Raw genomic sequence first — 20,684 nt, forward strand, 5'->3', positions numbered from 1 at the left:
AACGCCCTGATCACCATTTCTCATTTGGGGGCTTAATCATGGCTATCGGACCTTCTACCACCACCGCACCTTATCTGCTGGGCACCGAGCCCAATGTGCGTTTCACCAGCATCGCCACGGTTGGCGATACTCTGGATACCAAGGCTGACGGGTCGGCCTATCGCATGGTCGGGATTCCAGACGGCCTCGGCGCGTTCGACAATGGCGACGGCACCTTCACCCTGCTGATGAACCATGAGCTGGGAGCGACCTCAGGCATTGTGCGCGATCATGGCGCCAAGGGCGCGTTCGTGTCGCAATGGGTGATCGACAAGACGACGCTGCAAGTGCTCGATGTGAAGGACTCGATCACCAACGTACAGCTGTGGGATGATGTGACCGAGAGCTTCGTCACCTCCACTTATGCCATCGGCCGCCTGTGCTCGGCCGATCTCGCGCTGCAATCTGCTTACTCCTTCACCGCGCCGGACGGCACGGTCTATGGTACGTTGGACCGCATCTTCATGACCGGCGAGGAAGCCGGCTCGGAAGGCAAGGAATTTGGGCTGGTCGTAAGCGGTGCGGAAGCAGGCACGGCCTATGAGTTGGCCTATACCGGCCTGTTTTCATGGGAAAATGCGGTCAGCTCCAACTACTCGCAGCTCAAGACCATCAACATCGGCACCGACGATTCGACCGGCGGCCAGGTCTATATCTACATCGGCGAGAAGCAGACGACCGGCAACGCCGTCGAGAAGGCGGGCCTGATGTATGGCGACCTGTTCGGCCTGACCGTGAGCGGCATCACCGCCGAAGCCAATGGCACGATCGCGAACGGCAGCTTCACCCTCACCAAGCTGGGTGCGGACGAGGACGGCGACGGCACGCCCGATGGCGATGTGAGCAAGATGACCGGCGTCGCGCTTGAGGCGCAGAGCAACGCGCTGGGCGTCACCAAATTCCTTCGCCCGGAAGACGTCCACTTCGACCCCACCAACCCCAATGTCTTCTATTTCGTGACGACCAATGGCTTCAACGCACCGTCGCGGCTCTACAAGGCGACCTTCACCGACATCACCAACCCGGAAGCGGGCGGCAGCATTGTCGCGGTGCTGGATGGCACCGAGGGCCAGCAGATGCTCGACAACATCACCGTCAATGCGCAGGGCAAGGTGATCATGCAGGAAGATCCGGGCAACCAGTCTTATATTGCCAAGATCTGGGAATATGATCCGGTAACGGATACGCTGACCCAGATCGCGCAGCATGACCCGTCGCTGTTCATTTCCGGCCAGCCCGGCTTCAAGACGCAGGACGAGGAAAGCTCTGGCGTGATCGACGTGACCGATATGCTCGGCGACGCTGACACCAAGGCCTATCTGGTCGATGTGCAGTCTCACCTCAACCTTGTCGACCCCGAACTGGTGCAGGATGGCCAGCTGCTCGCGATGTATGTCGATGATGTCGTGACGCAGGGGACGAAGGGCGACGATACGCTCAACGGCAGCGCCGCGAACGAGAGCTTTGAAGGTGCCGGTGGCAACGACACGATCAACTCAGGCTCAGGCGACGATACGCTGGAAGGCGGCGCGGGCAATGACACGCTCAACGCTGCTGCGGGCAACGATACGCTCAAGGGCGGTGGCGGTTCGGACACGCTGCTTGGCGGTGCTGGCAACGATATGCTCGACGGTGGCGGCGGGGCCGACATCCTCAATGGCGGCCTCGGTCAGGACGTTCTGAAAGGCGGCGCTGGCGCGGATATGTTCGTGTTCCAGGCAGGCGACAGCGGCTTTGCCGCGCTCGATAAGGTGGCGGATTTCAGCGCCGCTCAGGGTGACAAGATCGACTTCAGCGCGTTCCACATTCTGGCGTCCGATCTCGCGATCAACCAGATTGCGAAGAACAGCTATGTCGTCGCGCTCGATCTCGATCACGACGGCGGCTATGATTTCGGCATCTCCGTCATCTCGCGCACACAGCTCACGGCGGCGGACTTCGTACTCTAAAAACGCGGAATAGTTCGGGAATGGGGCCGGTGCGTAATGCATCGGCCCCCTTTTTGTTTTAGTGTTGGGGTCTAAGGGTCTGTTTGGAACCGAAACAGCAAATTGGCTGAGACGCCAATTCCCAACCGTACTGTAAACTCCAGCTTATAAGCCGGTTGCGGCGGGTGTGTGCCACTCAGCTCGTCGCAAAACCATATGAAAACAAACAATATTAAATAAGCGTCAACCATTGCGCTGTAGCTTTGGCATCAAGCAGCGGAACGATATCGGGTCAAGATTCCGCACTTCTCATCGACATAGACAAGGCATCAATCCTTTTGTCAAAGGAGTGACAGAATGACCGTGACCGCAGTTGGAGAATCCCAGCCCGAAGACTTCGTTACCCTGACCGACAGGAACTATCGGGTATTTCCAAGAATCAAGTCCCTGGTGGAACGCTCGGCCGACAAGGCGCTTAAACTTCTATATGCGAGGATTGGTTCTCATCCTGTCACCGCGCAGCTGCTGCCCAATGCCGAAATACGCAACAGAGCGGCCAGCGCGCAGTACAAGCACTGGGTCAATCTGTTTTCCGGCCAGTTTGACGCCCCTGCCAAGGCGCGCTCTGCCAATATCGGCGAGGTGCATTCCAGGGTCGGCCTCGCGCCCACTTATTATATCGGCGGTTATGCACTGGTCCTAGAGGAGGTCATCAGCGCGGCGCTAACCAGCGGCCTGCATACGCGCCTCAATGGGCGCGAAATGGGCAACCTGATCGCTACGCTCGTCAAGACCGCGTTGCTCGATATGGATGCGGCGCTTTCGGCCTATTCGGTTGCGGAGCAGCGGGATCGCACCACGGTTTTGACCAGCGTGGGCGAGGCGCTCGCCAAGGTCGCCAATTGCGACCTGCGCGCGCAGCTTGATGGTCTGCCGGCGGGTTATAAGGCGCTGGCCGAGGACTTTCATACAATGCGCCGCCGTATCAGCGAGATTATCGAGGAGATTGCCGATGCGGCCGACAATATCAACACCGGGGCGGGCCAGATCAGCGCCGCGGCGCACGATCTCGCCATCCGCACCGAGCAACAGTCATCCTCACTCGCCAGCACCACCGAGGTTATGCAGGAGATCACGCAGGGCATGATCGATTGCGCGACGAACGCAAAGCAGGTCAATCACAGCGTCTCTCAGGCGAACATCGAGGCGTGCAAGGGCGGCGAGATTGTCGAGAGCGCGGTCGCTGCGATGGACAAGATCAAGAACTCATCGTTGGAGATCGCAAAGATTACCGAAGTGATCGAGGCGATTGCGTTTCAGACCAATCTCCTCGCGCTTAATGCCGGGGTGGAGGCCGCGCGCGCGGGCGAGGCGGGCAAGGGCTTTGCCGTGGTTGCGAACGAGGTCCGCGCGCTTGCGCATCGCACGACCGAATCGGCCAAGAATATCAAGGAGCTGATCAGCAAGTCCGGCGCGGACGTGCATGAAGGCGTGGAGCTTGTCGGCCAGACCGGCAAGGCGCTGGAACAGATCATCCAGCAGGTCAGCACGGCGACGGAGCAGGCGAAGGAGATCTCCGAATTTGCCGACAAGCAGGCCAGCAGCCTGCAGAGGGTCAACCGCTCGATCGCGGAGATGGACGTGACCACGCAACAGAATGCCGCGATGGTCGAGCAATCCAATGCGGCTACCCGTGCGCTGGATAGTCAGGCAAGCACCCTCAAGCAACTTGTGGACAAGTTCATCCTGGAGCGCAGGGAAAAACTGCGCCCGGAGGGTGACAAGTCCACCTGGAAGCGGAGTCTGGATGTCGGCCGCCGCGCAGCCTGAACGGACCGTGCGGGAGGCAGCGAGTGATGTTGCCCGCTACTCCCCGAATACACGGGCGAAGATGGTGTCGACCTGCGCGAAGTGATAATCGAGGTTGAACTTGTCCTCGATCTCCTGTGCGGACAGCGCGGCGGCTACGTCCGTGTCGGCCTTCAGCAGCTCCATAAGCGAAAGCGCGCCGTCTGACTCCCACACCTTCATCGCGTTGCGCTGAACATATTTGTAGCTGTCCTCGCGGCTTACGCCCGCCTGGGTGAGCGCCAGCAGCACCCGCTGCGAGTGAACGAGGCCACCCATGCGATCGAGATTCTTCATCATCCGCTCAGGATAGACCAGCAGCTTGTCGATCACGCCGGTGAGGCGGCCCAGCGCGAAATCGAGCGTGATGGTGGCATCGGGGCCGATGAACCGCTCGACCGAGCTGTGCGAAATATCCCGCTCATGCCACAGCGCGACATTCTCCATCGCAGGCACCACCGCGCTGCGCACCATACGGGCGAGGCCGGTGAGGTTCTCGGTCAGCACCGGGTTGCGCTTGTGCGGCATGGCGGAGCTGCCCTTCTGGCCGGGCGAGAAATATTCCTCCGCCTCCAGCACTTCGGTGCGCTGCAGATGCCGCACCTCGACCGCGAGGCGCTCTATCGAGCTGGCGATCACGCCCAGCGTCGCGAAGAACATGGCGTGCCGGTCCCGCGGGATCACCTGTGTGGAGACAGGCTCGATAGCGAGGCCCAGCTTGGCGGCGACATGCGCCTCGACGCGGGGATCGATATTGGCGAAGGTGCCCACCGCGCCGGAGATCGCGCAGGTGGCGATGTCTAGCCGCGCCGCCTGAAGGCGTGTCTTGCAGCGCGCAAACTCGGCATAGGCTTCGGCCAGCTTGAGGCCGAACGTCACCGGTTCGGCGTGGATGCCGTGGCTGCGGCCGATGGTGGGCGTCAGCTTGTGTTCATAGGCGCGGCGCTTGATCGCTTCCAACAGCGCATCGAGATCGGCAAGCAGCAGGTCGCTCGCTTGGCTAAGCTGCACGGCAAGGCAGGTGTCCAGCACGTCAGAGCTGGTCATGCCCTGATGCATGAAGCGCGCTTCCTCGCCCACATGCTCCGCCACCCAGGTGAGGAAGGCGATGACGTCATGCTTGGTCACGGCCTCGATCGCGTCTATAGCGGCGACATCTATCGCGGGGTTGGTCGCCCACCAGTCCCACAGCGCCTTGGCAGCGGACCTGGGCACCACGCCCAGCTCGGCCAGCGCATCGGTAGCGTGCGCCTCGATCTCGAACCAGATCCGATACCGGTTCTCCGCCTCCCAGATGGCGGACATTGCGGGGCGGGAGTAACGCGGGACCATAAGCGACTCTTCTCAAAAGCTGGGTTGGAGGAACGCGCGCCGGGTAGCAGCATGCGCCAGCGGGGGCAAGCTGACGGGCTGTATCGGTGCAAGGGGTGGCGCGATGTCGCAAATATTGCACGGCGGCGGGGCAGGCCGAGGGATCAGCCTGACAGACCGCCAAGCCGCCCAATCCGCGCCTTGAACCCTTATGCCATGCGCATCATTGTTATCCATGCGGGGTTGGTTGAATGAGTATTCAGAGGAGTTTTTATGGTTCGCATTATTTTGGCCGGCCTTGCGCTGGCTGCCCCTGCATCGCTGATGGCGCAGCAGGCAATGGAAGCCGCCCCCGTTCCCGCTCAGGCCACGCCGAGCGAGGCAATGCCTGCGGATGCCTCCGCGACGGGTACTGCCGCCACCGACGCGCAGATCGCCGCCGTGGTGGAACAGGAGTTCCCGACCTACGATGCCGATAAATCCGGCCAGCTTGATAAGGCAGAGTTCTCGAAATGGGTGCTCGACCTCAAGGCCAAGGAGCTTCAGTCGACGGGCAAAACCGCCACCAGCACAGAGCTGGGCGCGTGGGCCTCTGCCGCGTTTACCACCGCCGATGCTGACAAGAGCAAGAGCGTCAACAAGGCGGAGCTGACCAAATATCTGGGCGGGTAAAGCCGGGACTGGGGGGGGGGAGATGATCCCTCCCCGCCAAACCCTGTCAAAACAGGCCCATCGCCCGCATGCTGCTATGGCCCTCGGTGCCGATGATGATGTGATCAAGCACGGAGATGCCGAGGCGCTTGCCCGCCTCCAAGATGTTGCGGGTGACGGCGATGTCCTGCTTGCTGGGTTGGGGCGATCCGCTGGGGTGGTTGTGGACCAATATCAGCGAGGTCGAGCCGAGGTCTATCGCGCGGCGAATCACTTCCCGCGTATAGATCGCGGCCTGATCGACCGATCCGTCGGCCATATGTTCATCGCGGATGAGGATGTTGCGCGCATTGAGGTGAAGCACCCGCACCCGCTCGACTTTAAGGTGCGCCATGTCGGCCCTCAGATAATCGAGCAGCGCCTGCCAGCTTGAGAGGATCGGCTGTTGCGCTATCGGCGCGCGTAGCAGGCGCAACGCCGCCGCCTGCGCCATCTTCAGCGCTGCCGTGCTTGTTTCGCCCATGCCAGGATAGTTGCACAGCGCGTCCCAGTCTGCCGTCAGAACCCCATTAATGCCGCCGAAATGCGCGATAAGCGCCTTTGCCAGCGGTTTGGTGTCCCGGCGCGGGATAGCCAGCGCCAGCAGATATTCGACCAGCTCATGATCGAGCAGAGCCTCCGGCCCGCCCTCCGCCAAGCGTTGCCGCAGGCGGGCGCGATGGCCGGTGCCATGATGCGGGGCGGCCTTGTTGCCGCTCTCCTCGGCGGCGGAGCTAGCTTCGGGTAGTGCCCCGAAAAGCCCAGACGCAGCATCAGGCGGGCGAAAGCCGGCGTCGTTCAGCCGTTCCGCTTGCATATCCTTTTTTGGCAAGTCACCATTCATGTGTTGCTGGCTAGGCGTTGCTATATTTCCCCGCAAGGATATTTACCCTGTGATGCGCGTTCCCACCACCATGAAAAGCCGCATAATCGCGCTGCTGGCTCTGGTGGTGATAGTGGCCATAGCGGTGCTGTGGGCAAGGCGCACACCGATAGCAGAGCACTATATCGAGCAGGCATTGGACGAGCGGGGCGTGCGCGCCAGCTATACCGTAAGCCAGATCGGATTGCGAACGCAGCGGATCGAGAATCTGGTGCTGGGCGATCCCGCCCGCCCGGATCTCGTTGCGCGGTCTGTTGAGGTGGATATCGGCTATGGCTTGGCCGCGCCGCGTGTGGTGGCGGTGCGGGCGCGAGGGGTGCGGATCTTTGGGCATGCGGATGCGAAGGGTCTGCATCTGGGCGAGCTGGACAAGTTTCGTGATCCGAAATCGACCGCGCCGTTCAGCCTGCCGGACATCGCGCTGACGCTGGATGATGCGCGCGCGCGCATCGAAACGCCGCTGGGGCCGCTGGGGCTGATCATCAACGGCGCGGGCAATCTGCATGACGGCTTTGCCGGCAAGGCGGCGGCGCTGATGCGCGATGTGAAGGTTAGCGGGTGCGTTACTCCGCGCGTGACGGCCTATCTCGATGTGCGGATGCGCGATGGCGGATCGCCGCATCTTTCCGGCCCGGTGCGGGCGGAAGCGCTGGGCTGTGCGGATGGGGCGGTGACGCTGGCTGGGCTGGTGCTGCGGCCCGATGTAATGCTCTCTCCCGCGCTGGACCGCTGGCAGGGCACTATCGGCGCGGAGGCACAGGCGGTGCGCGCCGGCAATGCTATCGGCACCGCGCCGCAACTGCGCCTGAGTTTCGACGGCAGCGCACAAGGCACGCGCGGCGGTGGCGCGTTGACGGCACAAGGGCTGGGCATGGAGGGAGTGGACGCGCGCGCGCTTCGCTCCATGGCTAGATCGGCTTCGTCGACGCCGGTCGGGCCATTGCTGGAGCGGCTGGCGGATGGGGTGGGCGCCTTGCATACCGATACCCGCCTCGAAAGCCGCTTCGCGTTCGATCAGCGGGGCAGCAAGGCCGCGTTGCAGATTAACGCGCTCTCGCTTAGCGGCGCGCGCGGCAGCCGTATTGCCCTGAGCGAGGGCGGGCGGATCGACCTGTCGCTACCCGACATGCGCTGGGCGCTGGCAGGTGGCATGACCAGCGGCGGGGGTGGCCTGCCGGAGATGGCGCTTCGGCTGCGGCCGGTGGCGGGCGGCGGCATGGCGGGCGAGATGTTTGTCCAGCCCTATGCGGCGGGCGATGCGCGGCTGGATATGGCCCCGGTGCGCTTTGCGGCGGGCGGGGGAGGCGCGACGCGGATTACGACGTCCTTCACGCTTGACGGGCCGATGCCCGATGGGCGGCTGCGCGGGCTGGCGATGCCGCTGATAGCGACATGGGGGCCGCGCGGATTGATCGTGAACCCCGGCTGCGCGCCGGTGAGCTTCGGCAGCCTGAAGACCGGGAGCCTTATCCTTGAGCGCTATTCCGGGCGGGCCTGCCCGGTCGATGGCGGGATGCTCGTTTCGCGCGGGGGCGGGCTGGGCGGCGGCGTGGCGCTGGGGCAGACGAGCCTGACGGGGCGAATCGGCGAATCGCCCATGCGGCTGGAGGCGCGCTCTGTCCGCTATGCCTTGCGCGATGGCTTTGCGCTCGCGGATGCCCGATTGCGCATGGGCGCGGGCGACGCGCCGGTGCTGCTCTCCGCAGCGCGGCTGGACGGGCGCCCAATGAAAGAGGGTGTCGGCGGATTGGCAAGCGGCATCGAGGCGAAGATCGGCACGGTGCCGCTGCTGGTGCGCGAGGGAAGCGCCACATGGGGTTTCGCCAACGGCGCACTGGCGCTCAAGGGGCGCATCCTCCTGCTGGATGATGCCACGCCCGATCGGTTCAACCCGGTCGAGTCGGAGGATTTCCGCCTCACCCTCGCCAACGGGCGAATCGAGGCGGGTGGCAGCCTTCACCTGCCGGGGCGGGAGCGCCGCATTGCGAGTGTTTCCATCCGCCACATGCTGGATTCGGGTAGCGGCAGCGCGGAGTTCGATATCGGCTCGCTGCGCTTTGACAAGGCGCTCCAGCCCGACGAGATCACGCATATCGCGCTCGGCGTCGTCGCCAATGTCGAGGGCACGGTAACGGGCGGGGGGCGGATTGCGTGGACACGCGACGGCGTGACCAGCACCGGCACTTTCGCCACCGAAGGCACCAATCTCGCCGCCGCGTTCGGCCCGGTTCGTGGCCTCTCGACGCGGGTGGAGTTTACCGACCTGCTCGGCCTCGTCACGGCCCCGACGCAGGAGATGCGCCTCGCTTCCATCAACCCCGGCGTAGAGGTGCGCGACGGGTTGATCCGCTATGCGCTGCTGCCGGGCCAGCGGGTGCGGATATTGGGCGGCGAGTGGCCGTTCGCGGGCGGCGCGCTCTCGATGCTGCCGACGGTGATGGACATGAGCGCCGAAAAGCCGCGCGCCATGACCTTCCGCGTCGTGGGCCTGCAGGCGGGCGCATTCATCCAGCTGATGGAGCTGGAGAATATCTCCGCCACCGGCACGTTCGACGGGCTGTTGCCGATGGTGTTCGATGCGGGCGGCGGGCGGATCGTCGGCGGCATCCTGACCGCGCGGCAATCGGGCATGCCGCCTTTGGTGCTCGATCATGTCGAGGGCGTCAGCATCCCGTGCGACCGCACCCGGCAAGGCGGCCGCCTCGCCTATGTGGGGCAGGTATCCAACGAGAATCTGGGGCGGATGGGGCGGCTGGCGTTCGATGCGCTGAAAGACCTGCAATATAAGTGCCTCACCATCCTGATGGATGGCGCCATCGACGGCGAAGTGGTGACGCAGGTGGCGTTCAACGGCGTCAACCGGGGTGAGCTTTCCAGTGTGCCCAGGCCGATTGCGCAGCAATTCGTCGGCCTGCCGTTCATCTTCAACATCAAGATAAGCGCGCCGTTTCGTGGGCTGATCAATACCGCGCGTTCCTTCACCGACCCAAGCCTGCTGATCCAACAGCATATGGGAGACAGCTTCACGCCGGTGAAGCGGAATATGCTTGCCGTTCAGCCCAACGAAAGCCAGACTATGCCATTAGGGGAACAGAAATGATCGACGAAGTGGGCGAGGGAGATGCCGGTCGGATGGCTGGAAAGGCGTTGGGTATCATGGCGCTCTGCCTGTTTGCGGGCGGATGCATCACGGTGAAGGCGCCGGACAAGCCGATCGAGATCAACCTCAACGTGAAAGTGCAGCAGGAAGTGATCGTGCGCCTTCAGAAAGACGCGCAGGATCTCATCCAGAGTAACCCGGAGCTATTTCCAGTATGACACGCAAGACCCTTATCATCGCCGCCGCGCTGGGCGCACTTGCCGCAGGCGCATTTCTCGCCGCCCCCGCGCGCGCGCAGGGCGCGGTAGCGCAGGCAATGGCCTCCGGCGCTGTGGGCGAGCAGTCCGACGGCTATCTCGGCATTGCCGGATCGGTGAGCGACGCGGTGCGCGAAGAGGTGAACGCCATCAACATCAAGCGCCGCGCCGCCTATACCGATCTGGCTGCCAAGCGCGGTGTTACCGTGGCGGATATGGCGGCGGCCACCGGCTGTCAGACCCTTGCCAACCGGGTGAAGCCGGGGCAGGCCTATCGCATCGGCACCGGCGCGTGGCAGACAAGGGGCAGCGCCCCCATCGCCCTGCCGGATTATTGCGCGACGGCGGGGTGATTTGCCGGGCGGCGGGGTGGCGTGCGTATGAAGTGTGCGGCGCACCATCACCCCGGTTGACTTGATCTCCTACCCTTTCTAAACGGGCCGCGCCTTGACGGGTGCGGCTTTTGCGTTTCAAGCGTTGTATTTCCGGTAGCATGCTGGAGAAGGATGGCTGAAATGACGGAAAACGGACCTGGGCAAGACCCTGTTGGCGAAGACCCGCGCGTTGCGTCGCTCAAAGAGCGAATCGAGCAAGTCGAGCGGGCCGAGCGGATCAGGACCGGCCAGCGCGATGAACAGGCGGATGCAAACACCCGCCTCGGCAATCGGGTTCTGGCGGAACTGATCGGGGGGATTGCCGGCGGTGCGCTGGTGGGATGGGTTTTGGACCACTTCCTCGGCACGCAGCCCTGGCTCCTGCTGGTTTTCCTCTTTCTGGGGATCATTGTGGCCTTCAGGAATATCTACAGGATTTCGATGCAGCGCCCGAAGGAATAAGGGCGCTTTCGTCGCAGGCATATTTTGAGTGGTTTAGGGGCTAAGCGTGGCAGCAGAATCCGGCAAAATCGACCCGATGCACCAGTTTGCGATCGAGCCCTTGTTCGGCACCGATCAACTGGCGCTGGGCGGCTACAACATTGCCTTCACCAACAGCGCGCTATGGATGGTCATCACCGCCGTGGTGCTGTGGATCTTCGTTGCGGGCGGCATGAAGCGCCAGCTCGTGCCCGGCCGCTGGCAGATGGCGGTGGAGTTCTTCACCGGCTTCATCAACAAGCTGATGATGGAAAATGTCGGCGAAGCGGGCAAGAAATATGTGCCCTACGTCTTCTCCATCTTCATGTTCATCCTGATGGCGAACCTGCTGGGCCTGCTGCCCATTGGCATTTTCGGCCTGCATCCCTTCACCCCCACCAGCCATTTCACCGTTACCGGCGTGCTCGCGATCATGAGCTTCTCGATCGTGCTGATCGTCGGTTTCTGGAAGCATGGCCTGCATTTCTTCTCGCTGTTCGTGCCGCATGGTACGCCGCTGCCGATGATCCCGGTGATCTTCCCGATCGAGCTGGTATCGTTCCTCGTGCGCCCGTTCTCGCTCGGCCTGCGGTTGTTCGTCGCGATGACGGCGGGCCACGTGCTGCTGAAAGTGCTGGCGGGTTTCGTCATCAACTCGACCAATGCGGGCGCAGGCTATGGCGCGCTGGTCGGCATCCCCAGCTTCACGTTGATGATCGGCATCAGCGCATTGGAAATGCTGGTCGCCTGCATCCAGGCCTATGTTTTCGCCCTGCTCACGTCGCTCTACATCAACGACGCCGAGCATCTTCACTGAGTTCCCATCCATCTTCCAATAGAGTTTAGAAAAGGAGTTATCATTATGGACGCAGAAGCCGCAAAGCTGATCGGTGCCGGTCTCGCAGCAATCGGTGCGGGCATGGCCGCACTCGGCGTGGGCAATGTCTTCGGCTCGTTCCTTGAGAGCGCGCTGCGCAACCCCTCGGCCGCTGATGGCCAGCAGGGCCGCCTCTTCATCGGCTTCGCCGCTGCCGAGCTTCTCGGCCTGCTGGCGTTCGTTGTGTCGATGATCCTGATCTTCGTCGCCTGATTTACGCGGCGATTAAGAATATGGCGGGGTGGGCGAACACACGCCCACCCGCTCCACGGTTTGACTTAACGGGACGGGTGCAATGCCTCAGATAGCCCAGTTGGCCGCGACATACAGCTCCCAGATCTTCTGGCTGTTGCTGACGTTCGGCTTCGTGTTCTTCGTGATCGGCCTGGGCATGGTGCCCAAGGTGCAATCGACGGTCGATGCGCGCGACGCAAAGATCGCCGATGATCTCGCCACCGCCAAGGCGAGCTTCGCCCGCGCGGACGAGCTGGAAGAGCAGAACCGCGCCCGTGATGCCGAGGCCCGCGCCAACGCGCAGGCTATCGTCGCCGCGGCCAAGGCCAAGGCGGCCAAGGACGCGGAAAAGAAGGTCGCGACCGAGGACAAGAAAATCGCCGCCAAGCTCGCGGAAGCGGAAGACGCCATTCGCGCTGCATCCGCCAAGGCTCTGGCCGAGATAGAGGCGGTGTCTGCCGAGGCGGCGCAGGATATGGTCGCCCGCATTTCCGGCGCTTCGGTGTCTGCGGCGGACGCGAAAAAGGCAGTAAAGGCGGCGCTCAATGGCTGAGGAAGCAAACCACATGGCCCCGGCTGTCGACGCGCACGGCGCTGTTGCGGAAACGCATGCCACCACCGAGGCGCATCACGCGCCCGATCCGGCGATTGGCGGCGCGGGTGGCTATCTCAACGCCACCACGGTTGTCAGCTTCGCGATGCTGGTGTTCATCGCCGTGCTGATCTGGAAAAAGGTGCCTGCCCTGCTTGGCAAGGCGCTCGATGGCCAGATTGCGGGCATCCGCAGCCAGCTGGATGAAGCCGCCAAGCTGCGCGCCGAAGCGGAAGCGCTGAAGGCCGAGTATCAGAAGAAGCTCGCCGGGGCGGAAAAAGAGGCGGAAGCCCTGCGCGCCCGCGCCGAGGATGAGGCCGCCAATATGGTTGCCGAAGCCAAGACCGCGACCGCCAATCTGGTCAAGCGCCGTCAGAAGATGGCCGAAGACAAGATCGCCGCCGCCGAGCGCGCCGCCATTGCGGACATTCGTGCGAAAGCCGTGACCGCCGCGACCAGCGCCGCTGCCGCGCTGATCGCTGGCAACCACGATGCCAAGGCCGACAAGGCGATGGTCGATGGCGCGATCAAGGGGCTGAGCAGCCTCAACTGAGGCAGTTGACGCTTCCTGTCGAAGTTCAAAAACGGGTCGATGCGCCGGGCGGGCGGTCGGCCCGTTTTTTTGTGTGCCCGGCCAGCGCCAGCCATGAAAGGGCTTGTCGCGCCGCCCCCACAGGATAGTGTGGTGCCAGGGGGCTGGTCATTGACTGAGCGAAAGGCAATCCTGATGTGCGATGAAATCTCCGAAGCTGAAAACGAACGCTGGATGCAGGGACGCGCGTTTGGTCGCCGTGAATTCGCAGGGCTGGGCGCCAGTGCCTCCGTCGCCATGATGATGCCGGGCGCCGCAATGGCGGCAAGTAGCGCCACGCAGGCGGCGGTCACGGCCACCACCGTCTCTATCCCCACGGCCGATGGCACCGCCGACGCCTATTTCGTGCACCCGGCGAAAGGGCGACACCCCGCCGTCATCCTGTGGCCGGATATTGCCGGTTTGCGTGAAGCCTATCAGGTTATGGGCACTCATCTGGCGCAGGCGGGCTATGCGGTGCTGGTGGTCAACCAATATTACCGCTCCGCCAAGGCGCCGATCATGAACTCCCTTGCCGAATGGCGGACGGAGGAGGGGCAGGCGCGCCTAAAGCCGATGATCGCGGCGATCACCCCTGCTGGAACGAGCGCGGACGCAGGGTCTTTTGTCGACTGGCTCGCCAAACAGCCCGCCGTAGACGCCAAGCGCAAGATGGGCAGCAGCGGCTATTGCATGGGCGGGGCGTTCACGTTCCGCACAGCGGCGGCGCGGCCGGATCATGTGGGCGCAATAGCTTCCTTCCATGGCGGCGGCCTTGTCAAGGAGGCGGCGGATAGCCCGCACCTCCTGCTGCCCAAAATGAAGGCTCAGCTGTTGGTCGCGGTCGCGCAGAATGACGACGCGCGAGAGCCTGCCACCAAGGATGCGCTGCGCGATGCGGCAAAGGCGGCAGGGCGCACGGCGGAGATCGAGGTCTATCCCGCGCAACATGGCTGGTGCACCATCGACGCGCCGGTCTATGACAAGGAGCAGGCCGAGAGGGCATGGGGCCGGATGCTGGCCATGTTCAGGCAAGCGCTGACCTGACATTGGAGGCTTGCGGCAGCGTCCGGCCCGTCGGATCGGGCTGGGCAAACGGGTGTTGGACTCCTACATAACGCTCATGTCGTCCTCCCCACCGCCCATCATCCCCGATCGTTTCAGCGAGGAGAAGGCGGCCTACGCCCTGCGCGGGCTGGGCCAGCCGGATATCGAGCAGGGCGTTGCCGCGATCCGCGATACGGTGAAGACGCTCAGCCTTCAGCCCGGCGTGTATCGCATGGTCGATGCGCGGGGCGATGTGCTCTATGTGGGAAAGGCCAAGGCGCTCAAGAACCGGGTGACGAACTACACCCAGATCACCCGCCTGCCCAAGCGCCTGCAACGCATGGTGGCGCAAACCCGCTCGATGACCATCGTCACCACCGGCACGGAAGCGGAGGCGCTGCTGCTGGAGGCACAGCTCATCAAGCGATATCGCCCGCCATACAATGTGCTGCTGAGGGACGACAAGAGCTTCCCCTATATCCTGCTGCGGCAGGATCATGAGTTCCCGCGCATCCAGAAGCATCGCGGCGCGCGCAAGGCGCCGGGGCGCTATTTCGGCCCCTATGCCAGCGGCGGCGCGGTTAATCGCACGCTAAACGCGATGCAAAAGCTGTTCCTGCTGCGCAGCTGCACAGACGGCTTCTTCGCCAACCGTTCCCGCCCGTGCCTGCTCTATCAGATCCGGCGTTGCTCCGCGCCCTGCGTCGGGCGGATCGATGCGGCGGGCTATGCCGAGCTGGTGGCGGATGCGGACGCGTTTCTTGCCGGCAAGGGCAACGGGGTGCAGGCCAAACTTGCGGGCGCGATGCAGCAGGCGTCCGAGGCGATGGACTATGAGCTGGCAGCGGTGTTTCGCGACAGGCTAAAGGCGCTGACCTTTGTGCAGACCTCTCAGGCGATCAACGGCGAGGGGCTGGAGGATGCGGACGTGTTCGCGCTGGCCGCGCAGGGTGGGGCGATGTGCATCCAGGCTTTCTTCATCCGCGGCGGGCAGAATTGCGGTAGCCATTCGATCTTCCCCGTCCATACGGCGGAGGTGGACGAGGGCGAGGTGATGACGAGCTTCCTCGCGCAATTCTATCAGGATGCGCCCCCGCCGCCGGTGCTGGTGCTCGACCGTGCGTTAGAGGATGGGCCGGTGCTGGCCGAGGCACTCTCGGTCAAGGCCGGGCGCAAGGTGCGGATCGAGGCGCCGCAGCGGGGCGGCAAGGCCAAGCTGATCGAGCAGGCACGGCGCAATGCCGCCGAGGCATTGCAACGGCGGCAAGCAGAGAGCGCCAGCCAGACCAAGCTGCTGCGCGATCTCGCCGAGCTGTTTGACCTGCCCGAACCGCCGGGGCGCATCGAGATATACGACAACAGCCATATTCAGGGCAGCCATGCGCTGGGCGCGATGGTGGTGGCGGGGCCGGAGGGCTTTCGCAAGAACCAGTATCGCAAGTTCAACATCAAGAACCCGGAGACGCTGCCGGGCGACGACTTTGGCATGATGCGCGAGGTGTTCAGCCGCCGCTTTGCCCGCGCGCAGGCGGAAGACCCCGATCGGGAAGAGGGCGAATGGCCGGACCTGGTGCTGATCGACGGCGGCAAGGGGCAACTCTCTGCTGCGCGCGCAATGCTGGAGGAGCTGGGCGTGGAGGATGTGCCGCTGGTCGGCGTCGCCAAGGGGCCGTTTCACGGGCGTGACGGGCGCGAAATCTTCCATCTGCCAGACGGGCGGGAGATCAGCCTGGCGGTAAACGACCCGCTGTTGTTCTATGTCCAGCGCCTGCGCGACGAGGCGCATCGCTTCGTCATCGGCGCGCACCGGGGCAAGCGCAGCAAGGCGATCACCACCTCCTCGCTCGATGAGGTGCCGGGCATCGGCCCTGCGCGCAAGAAGGCGCTGCTGATGCATTTCGGCACGGCGCGCGCGGTGAAGGACGCGCGGCTGGAGGATTTGCAACGGGCGCCGGGCGTTTCGGACAAGGTGGCGCAGATGATCTATGATTATTTCCATGGAGACGGGTGAGGCGTGGCGGGTCTGACCACGCCTGCCATACTCTGTGCCGTGCGGGCGCATGGCGAGCATGGGGCGGTGGTGCGCGCGCTGACGCCAGATAACGGCCTGATGGCGGGCTATGTGCGCGGTGGACGATCCCGCGCGATGCGGCCGGTGCTGATGCCCGGCAACCGGGTGCAGGCCGAGTTTCGCGCCCGCACGGCGGAGCAGCTTGCGTCGCTGACCGTCGAACTGGTGCATAGCATCGCGCCGATCTTGGCCGAGCCGCTGCCCGCCGCGGCGATAGAATGGGTATGCGCGCTCACCGCCGTGGCGCTGCCGGAGGAGAGCGGCTATCCCGCGCTTTATGAAGCGCTGGGCGCGGTGCTGGACGCTATCGAGGCGGCGCCCGCTGCGCGGGGCTGGGCGGTGGCGCTGGTGCGCTATGAGCTGTTGTTGCTCGCGCATCTCGGCTTTGGGCTGGACCTGACTGGCTGCGCGACGACCGACGCGGGGCCGGAGAGCCTGCGCTATGTTTCGCCCCGCACCGGCGCGGGCGTGTCTGCCGAGGGCGCTCAAGGCTATGAGGCGAAGTTGCTCCCTCTCCCCCCCTTTCTGCGCGAAGGCGGCATGGCTGCGGACTGGGCGGAAATTCTCGCCGCCCTCGCGCTCACCCGCCACTTCCTTGAACGATCGGTGCTGACAGAGCGGCGGGCGGATGTGCTCGATGGGCGGGACAGGCTGGTCGATCGGCTCAAAAGAGCGGTTGCGTGATCGCCCGCGCGCCCATATGCGTGCGCGCGACAAGGGAGAAGTATACATGCTGGTAGCGGTTTTTGCGGGCGATGGCATCGGGCCGGAGATCATGGCGCAGGCGCGCCGGGTGCTGGATGCGCTCGATCTCGGCTTGCGCTTCGAGGAAGGGCTGGTCGGCGGCGCGGCCTATAAGGCGGTCGGCCATCCGCTGCCCCCGGAGACGCTGGATGTGGCGAAGCGCGCAGACGCCATTCTGTTTGGCGCGGTGGGCGATTTCGACTGCGATCATCTGGAGCGGCATCTGCGCCCGGAGCAGGCAATCCTCGGCCTGCGCAAGGCGCTGACCCTCTTCTCGAACCTGCGCCCGGCCAAGGTGTTCCCCCAGCTTGCGGGTGCATCGGCGCTCAAGCAGGAGGTCGCCTCCGCCATCGATCTGCTGATCGTGCGTGAGCTGAACGGCGACGTCTATTTCGGCGAGAAGGGCATGCGCAAGACCGCCGATGGCCTGCGCGAGGGTTATGACGTGATGTCCTATAACGAGGCCGAAGTGCGTCGCATCGCGCACAGCGCGTTCAAGGCGGCGCAGGTGCGGCGCGGCAAGCTCTGCTCGGTCGACAAGGCGAATGTTCTGGAAACCAGCCAGCTCTGGCGCGATGTGGTGATCGAGGTTGCTGCCGAGTATCCCGATGTGGAGCTGAGCCACATGTATGTCGATAATGCGGCGATGCAGCTGGTGCGCAATCCGGGCCAGTTCGACGTGATCGTCACCGGCAACCTGTTTGGCGATATCCTCTCCGATCAGGCGAGCATGTGCGTGGGGTCTATCGGCATGCTGGCGTCTGCCTCATTGGATGCGAACGGCAAGGGGCTTTACGAGCCGATCCACGGTTCCGCGCCGGATATTGCGGGGCAGGGCAAAGCCAATCCGCTCGCCACCATCCTCTCCGCCGCGATGATGCTGCGCTATTCGCTGGGCATGGCGGAGGCTGCGGACCGGATCGAAGGCGCGGTGGCCAAGGCGCTGGAAGGCGGCGCCCGCAGCTTTGATCTCGGTGGAACGATGACGACGCAGCAAATGGGAGACGCCGTGCTTGCGGTGCTGTAAGGTAAAGATATGAAACGAGACACAGGCCAGAATCGCGCGATCACCTCCAAATGGCGGCCCGCCACGCAGGCGGTGCGCGGGGGCACATGGCGCAGCGAGCAGGGCGAGACGTCAGAGGCGATCTTCGTCACCTCCGGCTATAGCTATGACGACGCGCAGAGCGTTGCCGCGCGCTTTGCGGGCGAGGAACCGGGGATGACCTATTCCCGCACCCAGAACCCGACGGTGCAGATGCTGGAGGAGCGCATCGCCCTGATGGAGGGCGCCGAGGCATGCCGCGTACAGGCGAGCGGCATGGCCGCCATGTCTGCCGCGATGCTCTGTTACCTGTCGGCGGGCGATCACATGGTCATCGCGCGCGCCGCCTTCGGGCCGACACGCTGGGTGACGGACAATCTGCTGCCGCGCTTCGGCATCGAGGTGACGCCGGTGGACGGGCGGGATAATGATGCCTGGGCAAAGGCGATAAAGCCCAACACCAAGATGTTCTTCTTCGAAACGCCCGCCAACCCGACGATGGACATCGTGGACATCCGCGCGGTGTGCGCGCTGGCGCGCGAGCATGGCATATTGAGCGTGGTGGACAACGCCTTCGCGTCGTCTGCGCTGCAACGTCCGCTGGAGCTGGGGGCGGATGTCGTCGCCTATGCCGCCACCAAGCTGATGGACGGGCAGGGGCGCGTGCTCGCCGGTGCGGTCTGCGGTTCGGCGGATTTCATCAACAATAAGCTGCTGCCCTATCAGCGCAACACCGGGCCGATCCTCTCTCCGTTCAGCGCCTGGGTGGTGCTGAAGGGGCTGGAGACGCTCGATCTGCGCGCGGTGAAGCAATCCGAGAACGCGCTCGAAGTCGGGCGCTTTCTGGAGCAGCGGGTGCCGCGCGTGCTGTTCCCCGGCCTGCCCAGCCACCCGCAGCACGCCCTGACGATGAGCCAGATGCGCTATGCCGGGCCGATCTTCTCCTTTGAGGTAGAGGGCGGGCGCGATAAGGCGATGGCCGTTCTCAACGCGCTCTCGCTGATCGACATCTCCAACAATATCGGTGATGCGAAATCGCTGATGACCCACCCGGCCAGCACCACGCACAGCAGCCTCTCTCCAGCCGTGCGGGCGGACATGGGCGTGACCGAGGGTATGGTGCGCATCAATGTCGGCCTTGAAGATCCACAGGATCTTATCGACGATCTGGATCAGGCATTGACGCAGGTCGGGCTTTAGGGGAGTCTCTAGCGGCATGAAGGCCTTCTTCCCTTATTATGCCGCGACGGACGACATCATCGTACGCGTATCGGTCAGCTTCCTGCCGGAACAGTCAGAGCCGGGGCGGGGGCGCTGGTTCTGGGCCTATCATGTGCGCATCGAGAACGAGGGCGATGCGCCGGTGCAGCTCCTCACCCGCCGCTGGTCGATTACTGACGGGCGCGGGGCGATCCATCATGTCGAGGGTGAGGGCGTGGTCGGCGAACAGCCCGTGATCCACCCCAATTCATCCTATGATTATGTGTCGGGCTGCCCGCTCAACACCTCTACCGGGGTGATGGAGGGGCATTACACCATGGTCGCGGCGGATGGGCGGATGCTGCGCGTCGCTATCCCGCGCTTTGCGCTGGTGGCGCCGGCCGAGGCGGAGTGAGGCGGCGGTGAAGCGGACGCATCTACCCCTGAATGGCCTGCGCGTGCTCGATGCGGCGGCGCGGCATCTGAGCTTCACCCGCGCGGCGGACGAGCTGGCGGTGACGCCCGCCGCCGTGGGGCAACAGATCAGGGCGCTGGAGGACATGCTCGGCGTCGTGCTGTTTCGGCGCACGCCCAAGGGGCTGGAGCTGACGCCGGAGACCGAAGGCGCGCTCGATGCGTTGCGCGGCGGCTTCCTGATGTTCGAGGAGGCGGTGCATGCGATGCAGGCCGGGCAATCGTCCAGCGCGCTCGCCATCGCCGCGCCGCGGGACATCAGCGCCGCCTGGCTGCTGCCCAAACTCACGGCCTATGCCGCCGCGCACGAGGATTTGCGCTTCACGCTTATCGCTGCCGATACCCCGCCTGACTTTGCCGAGGCCAATCTCGATCTTGCCGTGGTGCTGGCCGATGGGCCGGGCGAACATGAGGGTTTGGCCATGGACGAGATGCACTATGTCACGGTCGAAGCGCAGGATGGCAGAGGCGCTGAAGGCTGGATCGAGTGGCCCGGCGCGATGGCAACGGGCGAGCCGGGATGCGTCAGCGTGGCGGATGGAGGCCTTGCGATCGCGGCTGCGGCGGCTGGGCTGGGCCGCGCGAGCGTGCCCCGCCTTCTGGCGCAGATGTCCATCGACACCGGGCGCGTGAGGCAGGTGGGCAAGCATATCGGCGGGCCGCAGGGCTATTGGCTCGTCGCCCCCACGCCGCAATGGCGGCAGAAAAAGGTCAAGGCGCTGGTCGCGGCTCTGGTGGAAGGATAGCTCTCTGCGCTTGTACTGGCAGAGCCTACCGGGCGCTGAACGCAGCGCGCTCTAGGCTCACCCATGCCCGGCATGTGGCGCTGTATCGACCGGCAAAGCCCTTGAATAGCATCAAAGCATCGCTTTCAATTTCTGCCAAATCTGCCAATCTCGGATGATAACGGGGAAGGTCT

The 20,684-nt window shown here is 64.1% G+C and carries 20 protein-coding genes; 18 read left to right on the plus strand and 2 right to left on the minus strand.

The genetic code is table 11. From position 1 onward, the window contains the following. Positions 1-38 precede the first annotated feature (38 nt). Positions 39-1,988: an alkaline phosphatase PhoX gene (locus EQG66_RS15715; RefSeq protein WP_129404483.1), complete on the plus strand. Its 1,950-nt coding sequence runs from the start codon at positions 39-41 to the stop codon at positions 1,986-1,988. 336 nt (positions 1,989-2,324) lie between these two features. Continuing rightward, positions 2,325-3,797, plus strand: coding sequence for a methyl-accepting chemotaxis protein (locus EQG66_RS10215; protein WP_129404484.1), 1,473 nt, complete (start codon positions 2,325-2,327; stop codon positions 3,795-3,797). A 36-nt stretch (positions 3,798-3,833) separates the two neighbouring features. Here EQG66_RS10215 and purB read toward each other — a convergent pair whose 3' ends face one another. After that, positions 3,834-5,147: an adenylosuccinate lyase gene (gene purB / locus EQG66_RS10220; protein WP_129404485.1), complete on the minus strand. Its 1,314-nt coding sequence runs from the start codon at positions 5,145-5,147 to the stop codon at positions 3,834-3,836. A gap of 252 nt (positions 5,148-5,399) precedes the next feature. Here purB and EQG66_RS10225 point away from each other — a divergent pair, with 252 nt between their 5' ends. Continuing rightward, a complete protein-coding gene (locus EQG66_RS10225; RefSeq protein WP_129404486.1) occupies positions 5,400-5,798 on the plus strand; it encodes an EF-hand domain-containing protein in 399 nt (132 codons plus the stop codon). Between the two features lie 46 nt (positions 5,799-5,844). Here the strand turns inward: EQG66_RS10225 and radC are convergent, their stop codons facing one another. Further along, entirely contained in the window at positions 5,845-6,633 is a 789-nt protein-coding gene (gene radC / locus EQG66_RS10230; protein WP_129404487.1) for a RadC family protein, read from the minus strand. A gap of 79 nt (positions 6,634-6,712) precedes the next feature. Here radC and EQG66_RS10235 point away from each other — a divergent pair, with 79 nt between their 5' ends. The 15 genes from EQG66_RS10235 (at position 6,713) to EQG66_RS10305 (ending at position 20,511) form a co-directional block, all read left to right on the plus strand. Then, complete coding sequence (locus EQG66_RS10235) at positions 6,713-9,799, plus strand: intermembrane phospholipid transport protein YdbH family protein (RefSeq protein WP_245988027.1); 3,087 nt, start codon at positions 6,713-6,715, stop codon at positions 9,797-9,799. A 32-nt stretch (positions 9,800-9,831) separates the two neighbouring features. Further along, positions 9,832-10,017 (plus strand): YnbE family lipoprotein, encoded by a 186-nt coding sequence (locus EQG66_RS10240; protein WP_129404549.1) that lies wholly within the window; start codon positions 9,832-9,834, stop codon positions 10,015-10,017. Further along, positions 10,014-10,409: a YdbL family probable chaperone protein gene (locus EQG66_RS10245; RefSeq protein ID WP_129404489.1), complete on the plus strand. Its 396-nt coding sequence runs from the start codon at positions 10,014-10,016 to the stop codon at positions 10,407-10,409. The genes EQG66_RS10240 and EQG66_RS10245 overlap by 4 nt, the downstream gene beginning before the upstream one ends. Positions 10,410-10,571: 162 nt before the next feature. Continuing rightward, the gene (locus tag EQG66_RS10250) at positions 10,572-10,892 is read left to right on the plus strand and encodes an AtpZ/AtpI family protein (protein ID WP_129404490.1); all 321 of its coding nucleotides are present in this window, start codon (positions 10,572-10,574) and stop codon (positions 10,890-10,892) included. Between the two features lie 46 nt (positions 10,893-10,938). After that, complete coding sequence (locus EQG66_RS10255) at positions 10,939-11,727, plus strand: F0F1 ATP synthase subunit A (RefSeq protein ID WP_181951799.1); 789 nt, start codon at positions 10,939-10,941, stop codon at positions 11,725-11,727. Positions 11,728-11,772: 45 nt separating this feature from the next. Further along, positions 11,773-12,000 (plus strand): F0F1 ATP synthase subunit C, encoded by a 228-nt coding sequence (locus tag EQG66_RS10260; RefSeq protein ID WP_070157997.1) that lies wholly within the window; start codon positions 11,773-11,775, stop codon positions 11,998-12,000. A gap of 82 nt (positions 12,001-12,082) precedes the next feature. Next, the gene (locus tag EQG66_RS10265; RefSeq protein WP_129404491.1) at positions 12,083-12,574 is read left to right on the plus strand and encodes a F0F1 ATP synthase subunit B; all 492 of its coding nucleotides are present in this window, start codon (positions 12,083-12,085) and stop codon (positions 12,572-12,574) included. Beyond that, positions 12,567-13,166 (plus strand): F0F1 ATP synthase subunit B family protein, encoded by a 600-nt coding sequence (locus EQG66_RS10270; protein WP_129404492.1) that lies wholly within the window; start codon positions 12,567-12,569, stop codon positions 13,164-13,166. The genes EQG66_RS10265 and EQG66_RS10270 overlap by 8 nt, the downstream gene beginning before the upstream one ends. Before the next feature lie 174 nt (positions 13,167-13,340). Next, on the plus strand, positions 13,341-14,231 hold the full coding sequence (locus EQG66_RS10275) for a dienelactone hydrolase family protein (RefSeq protein ID WP_129404493.1): 891 nt from the start codon (positions 13,341-13,343) through the stop codon (positions 14,229-14,231). 76 nt (positions 14,232-14,307) lie between these two features. Next, the gene (gene uvrC, locus EQG66_RS10280; RefSeq protein WP_129404494.1) at positions 14,308-16,242 is read left to right on the plus strand and encodes an excinuclease ABC subunit UvrC; all 1,935 of its coding nucleotides are present in this window, start codon (positions 14,308-14,310) and stop codon (positions 16,240-16,242) included. 3 nt (positions 16,243-16,245) lie between these two features. Continuing rightward, positions 16,246-16,986: a DNA repair protein RecO gene (gene recO / locus EQG66_RS10285; protein ID WP_129404495.1), complete on the plus strand. Its 741-nt coding sequence runs from the start codon at positions 16,246-16,248 to the stop codon at positions 16,984-16,986. A gap of 46 nt (positions 16,987-17,032) precedes the next feature. Continuing rightward, on the plus strand, positions 17,033-18,073 hold the full coding sequence (gene leuB / locus EQG66_RS10290) for a 3-isopropylmalate dehydrogenase (protein WP_129404496.1): 1,041 nt from the start codon (positions 17,033-17,035) through the stop codon (positions 18,071-18,073). Between the two features lie 9 nt (positions 18,074-18,082). Then, on the plus strand, positions 18,083-19,291 hold the full coding sequence (locus tag EQG66_RS10295) for a trans-sulfuration enzyme family protein (RefSeq protein ID WP_129404497.1): 1,209 nt from the start codon (positions 18,083-18,085) through the stop codon (positions 19,289-19,291). Positions 19,292-19,307: 16 nt separating this feature from the next. Then, a complete protein-coding gene (apaG, locus tag EQG66_RS10300) occupies positions 19,308-19,706 on the plus strand; it encodes a Co2+/Mg2+ efflux protein ApaG (RefSeq protein ID WP_129404498.1) in 399 nt (132 codons plus the stop codon). Between the two features lie 7 nt (positions 19,707-19,713). After that, positions 19,714-20,511: a LysR family transcriptional regulator gene (locus EQG66_RS10305; protein WP_129404499.1), complete on the plus strand. Its 798-nt coding sequence runs from the start codon at positions 19,714-19,716 to the stop codon at positions 20,509-20,511. Positions 20,512-20,684 lie beyond the last annotated feature (173 nt).

Origin of the sequence: Sphingobium fluviale (genome assembly GCF_004122115.1) — a bacterium.
Classification (GTDB): domain Bacteria; phylum Pseudomonadota; class Alphaproteobacteria; order Sphingomonadales; family Sphingomonadaceae; genus Sphingobium; species Sphingobium fluviale.

Bases quoted from the DNA above. Each gene is read 5' to 3' on its own strand.
- EQG66_RS10250 (WP_129404490.1), top strand. From the start codon at position 10,572: ATGACGGAAAACGGACCTGGGCAAGACCCTGTTGGCGAAGACCCGCGC.
- EQG66_RS10245 (WP_129404489.1), top strand. From the start codon at position 10,014: ATGACACGCAAGACCCTTATCATCGCCGCCGCGCTGGGCGCACTTGCC.
- EQG66_RS10260 (WP_070157997.1), top strand. From the start codon at position 11,773: ATGGACGCAGAAGCCGCAAAGCTGATCGGTGCCGGTCTCGCAGCAATC.
- apaG (WP_129404498.1), top strand. From the start codon at position 19,308: ATGAAGGCCTTCTTCCCTTATTATGCCGCGACGGACGACATCATCGTA.
- EQG66_RS10295 (WP_129404497.1), top strand. From the start codon at position 18,083: ATGAAACGAGACACAGGCCAGAATCGCGCGATCACCTCCAAATGGCGG.
- EQG66_RS15715 (WP_129404483.1), top strand. From the start codon at position 39: ATGGCTATCGGACCTTCTACCACCACCGCACCTTATCTGCTGGGCACC.
- EQG66_RS10265 (WP_129404491.1), top strand. From the start codon at position 12,083: ATGCCTCAGATAGCCCAGTTGGCCGCGACATACAGCTCCCAGATCTTC.
- leuB (WP_129404496.1), top strand. From the start codon at position 17,033: ATGCTGGTAGCGGTTTTTGCGGGCGATGGCATCGGGCCGGAGATCATG.
- EQG66_RS10270 (WP_129404492.1), top strand. From the start codon at position 12,567: ATGGCTGAGGAAGCAAACCACATGGCCCCGGCTGTCGACGCGCACGGC.
- EQG66_RS10275 (WP_129404493.1), top strand. From the start codon at position 13,341: ATGTGCGATGAAATCTCCGAAGCTGAAAACGAACGCTGGATGCAGGGA.
- EQG66_RS10240 (WP_129404549.1), top strand. From the start codon at position 9,832: ATGGCTGGAAAGGCGTTGGGTATCATGGCGCTCTGCCTGTTTGCGGGC.
- EQG66_RS10225 (WP_129404486.1), top strand. From the start codon at position 5,400: ATGGTTCGCATTATTTTGGCCGGCCTTGCGCTGGCTGCCCCTGCATCG.
- purB (WP_129404485.1), bottom strand. From the start codon at position 5,147: ATGGTCCCGCGTTACTCCCGCCCCGCAATGTCCGCCATCTGGGAGGCG.
- radC (WP_129404487.1), bottom strand. From the start codon at position 6,633: ATGCAAGCGGAACGGCTGAACGACGCCGGCTTTCGCCCGCCTGATGCT.
- EQG66_RS10215 (WP_129404484.1), top strand. From the start codon at position 2,325: ATGACCGTGACCGCAGTTGGAGAATCCCAGCCCGAAGACTTCGTTACC.
- EQG66_RS10235 (WP_245988027.1), top strand. From the start codon at position 6,713: ATGCGCGTTCCCACCACCATGAAAAGCCGCATAATCGCGCTGCTGGCT.
- uvrC (WP_129404494.1), top strand. From the start codon at position 14,308: ATGTCGTCCTCCCCACCGCCCATCATCCCCGATCGTTTCAGCGAGGAG.